The sequence below is a fragment of the Novosphingobium sp. Chol11 genome, from assembly GCF_945870625.1.
Lineage (GTDB): Bacteria > Pseudomonadota > Alphaproteobacteria > Sphingomonadales > Sphingomonadaceae > Novosphingobium.
Map to the genome: position 1 here is coordinate 1 of NZ_CAMBTS010000169.1, position 3,511 is coordinate 3,511.

The window sequence follows — 3,511 nt, forward strand, 5'->3', positions numbered from 1 at the left end:
TCACATCGCCGCTTTGCAGTGCCTCGTCGGTCGCTTCGTCGGCGGCGCGGATCAGGCGCAGGCGCTCGGCGTCGATGAAAGGCTGGGCCTCGGCGGCCACCATCGGTTCGAGCAGCGTGCGCAGCCGCATGATCTCGGCAAAGCGCGCCTCGCTCATGCGCGGCACCATCACCGCGCGCTTTGAACGGATTTCGAGCGCGCCCTCTGCCGCCAGCCGCCCCAGCGCATCGCGCACCGGCATCTGGCTGACGCCCAATTGCAGCGCCAGCCCGCGCGAGGAGATGCCAAGGCTGGGCGCGATCTTGCCGGTGATCAGGCGAAAGCGCAGCTCGTCATAGACCTGCTCGCGCAAGGAGGGCGCGCCGCCCTCGATTTCAACTTTGACATCGCTCACCTGCGCGGTTCTACAACAAGCGAAGGCCGGATCAACGCCTTTGGCCGCCAAACGGGTGCTTAACCGCAGACGCTGTGCTCTTGGCCAGCGGGACCCCGGATCAAGTCCGGGGTGACGAAAGAGGTGAACCTCACGCATTGCGACAGCTTGGCCAAACAGCCCGTTTCGATTGACAGAACGGCGCTTCTCCTCCATCTGTGATCGCAGATTCACGCCTCCGAAAGACCCGCAATGGCCACCGTCCGCAATTACGATATCCCTGCGCTGCGCAAGCTCGATGTGGCGCACCATTTGCCTGCGCAATCGAGCTATGGCTTGCAGGTGGAGCTGGGCGGCAGCCGGATCATCACGCACGCGCAAGGCTCCACCATCGTTGACGGCGATGGCAATGCGATCCTGGATGGCATGGCCGGCCTGTGGTGCGTCAACATCGGCTATGGCCGCAAGGAGCTGGCCCAAGTCGCCGCGCGGCAGATGGAAGAACTGCCGTTTTACAACACCTTTTTTCGCACCGCGACCGTGCCGCCGATCGAGCTTGCGGCCAAAGTGGCCAGCTTGCTTGGCGGCCATCTGCAGCATGTGTTCTTCAACAATTCCGGCTCTGAATCGAACGATACCGTGTTTCGCCTCGTGCGCACTTATTGGGGCATGAAGGGCGAGCCCAAGCGCACGGTGTTTATCAGCCGCCACAATGCCTATCACGGATCGACCGTCGCCTCGGCCAGCCTCGGCGGCATGAGCTACATGCATGTGCAGGGCGGCCTGCCGATTCCGGGCATCGAGCATGTGATGCAGCCCTACTGGTTCGGCGAAGGCTTTGGCGAGGACCCGGAGGCGTTTGGCGCGCGCGCGGCGCAGGAGATCGAGGACCGCATTCTTGCGGTCGGGCCCGAAAACGTCGCGGCGTTCATCGGCGAGCCGGTGCAGGGCGCGGGCGGGGTGATCATCCCGCCGCCGGGCTATTGGCCGCGCGTGGAGGCGATCTGCCGCAAATACGGCATCCTGCTGGTGGCAGACGAGGTGATCTGCGGGTTTGGGCGGCTGGGCGAATGGTTCGGCTTTCAGCATTATGGCTTCCGGCCCGATATCGTCTCGATGGCCAAGGGGCTCTCGTCGGGCTACCTGCCGATTTCGGCGACGGGCGTTTCCAGCGAGATTGTTGAGACCTTGCGCGCCTCGGGCGAGGATTTCGTGCATGGCTACACCTATTCGGGCCACCCGGTCTCCGCTGCGGTCGCGCTGCGCAATATCCAGATCATCGAGGAAGAGCATCTGGTCGACCGCGTGCGCGAGGATGTCGGGCCCTATCTGAACGCGGCGCTGCAGAGGCTGGCGGGTCATCCGCTGGTGGGCGAAGTGCGCTCGCTGGGCCTGCTCGGCGCGGTCGAGATCGTGGCGGAGAAGGGCACCAACCGCCGCCACGGAGCGGGCGGGCAGGCCGGCCCGATCGTGCGCGATCATTGCATCGCGCGCGGCCTGATGGTCCGCGCGATCCGCGATTCCATCGTGATGAGCCCGCCGCTGGTGATTACGCATGAGGAAATCGACCGGCTGGTGGCGATCATCGGCGCCGCGCTCGATGCGTCCCCCGCGCAATTGGCGGCGCTGTAAGCCTTACCCCTCCGTCCTCCTCCCTTTCTCGTCACCCTGAACTTGTTTCAGGGTCCATCCATCGGTTTACGCTGGCCCCCGAGGTTCAGGAACCTTGCTGCAAGTTGGATTTGGAATTCAGGGACCAGCGGTTGCGGCACGATGGACCCTGAAACAAGTTCAGGGTGACGAGGGAAGTGCGGGGTCAGCGCCCACATCAAACCCTCAAACCAGCCCGAGGTAGGTGTCGTACTCGAACCGGTCGATATGACTGAGGAAGGCGGCGCGGTCCTGCTGCTTGCAGGCCACCATGATATCACGGAACCGCGCGCCGAAGATGCGCGCGGTGATCTCTGAGCTGGAAAATGCGGCGATTGCTGCGCCCCATTCCACAGGCAGCGCGCGGCCCTGGCCGGGGTCCTTGGGATCTTGCGGCGGCGGCGGCATGATCGCGGCCTCGATGCCTTCGAGCATGGCCCCCAGCATCGCGGTCATCGCCACATAGGGGTTGACGTCGCCGCCCGAAATGCGGTGCTCGATCCGCACCGTCTTGGCATCGCCGGGGATCACGCGGACGGCGGCGGAGCGGTCATCGATGCCCCAGCTGGCCGAAAGCGGCGCATGCGCATCGGGGCGAAACCGGCGGAACGAATTGAAATTGGGCGCAAATGCCAGCATCGTGTCCGGCATCGCGGAGAGCAGCCCTTCGACCGCATGATAGAGCATGTCGCTCGCGCCGCCTCCCGCTTTGGCGAACACCGGCGTGCCATCTGAAGCCAGCAGGCTGGCATGAATGTGCATGCCGTTGCCCGAGGCTTCGCCATAGGGCTTTGCCATGAAGGTCGCGCCCAGCCCATGCTGCGCGGCCATCGCGCGCACAATGCGGCGCAGCAAGAGCACGTCGTCGGCCGCCGCAAGCGCATCGGCGCGGTGCAGCAGATTGAGCTCATACTGCCCGGGCCCGGCCTCGCTGATCATCCCATCCACCGGAATGCCGATGGCATGCGCAGCGGCGAAGATCGCGTCAAACAGCGCAGCGTTCTGTGCCAGCACGCTGGTCGAGAGCGTATCGTTGCGGCGCATGTTGCCATCGGGCGGCACCGGCGCGCCGTTTTCCAGGCGGTAAAGATAGAACTCCAGTTCCATCGCCACCACCGGGGTCAGCCCCTTGGCGGCGTAGCGCGAGAGCACTCGTTCCAGCGCGCCGCGCGGATCGGAGACGACCGGCTGGCCATCGGGCCCGCGCATCGTGATAAAGCACTGGCCAATGCCCGGCCCGGCCCAGGGCATTTCAGCAAAGCGCCCGGCCACCGGATAGCACAGCGCATCGGGATCGCCGGTGCCAAAGGCCAGCCCCGCGCCCGCCACGTCGCAGCCCCAGGCATCGAGCGCAAACACCGAGATCGGGATCGGCAACCCCTTGGCATCCACCGCGCCCGCCTTGCCCCGCTCCAGCCACTTGCCCTTGGCCGCGCCCATCAGATCAAAGACAAACGCCTCGACCCGCGAAATGTGGGGATGCGCGTC

3 protein-coding genes are annotated in these 3,511 nt (G+C 65.3%); 1 reads left to right on the forward strand and 2 read right to left on the reverse strand.

Features of this window, described 5'->3' with window-relative positions; genetic code table 11:
• The coding region (locus Q0O40_RS15675; RefSeq protein ID WP_295532045.1) for a GntR family transcriptional regulator at positions 1-394 on the reverse strand (394 nt) is incomplete at its 3' end.
• Positions 395-625: 231 nt separating this feature from the next.
• Here Q0O40_RS15675 and Q0O40_RS15680 point away from each other — a divergent pair.
• Positions 626-2,005 carry an aspartate aminotransferase family protein gene (locus Q0O40_RS15680; RefSeq protein ID WP_295532048.1) on the forward strand — a complete coding sequence of 460 codons (1,380 nt, stop codon included), beginning with the start codon at positions 626-628 and terminating at the stop codon, positions 2,003-2,005.
• A 204-nt stretch (positions 2,006-2,209) separates the two neighbouring features.
• Here Q0O40_RS15680 and Q0O40_RS15685 read toward each other — a convergent pair.
• Positions 2,210-3,511, reverse strand: a 1,302-nt coding sequence (locus tag Q0O40_RS15685) for a glutamine synthetase family protein (RefSeq protein WP_295532052.1), incomplete at its 5' end; no start/stop codon positions are given.

What these genes read in the sequence shown, in the direction of transcription:
- Q0O40_RS15680 (WP_295532048.1), top strand. Translation starts at nt 626, where the DNA reads ATGGCCACCGTCCGCAATTACGATATCCCTGCGCTGCGCAAGCTCGAT.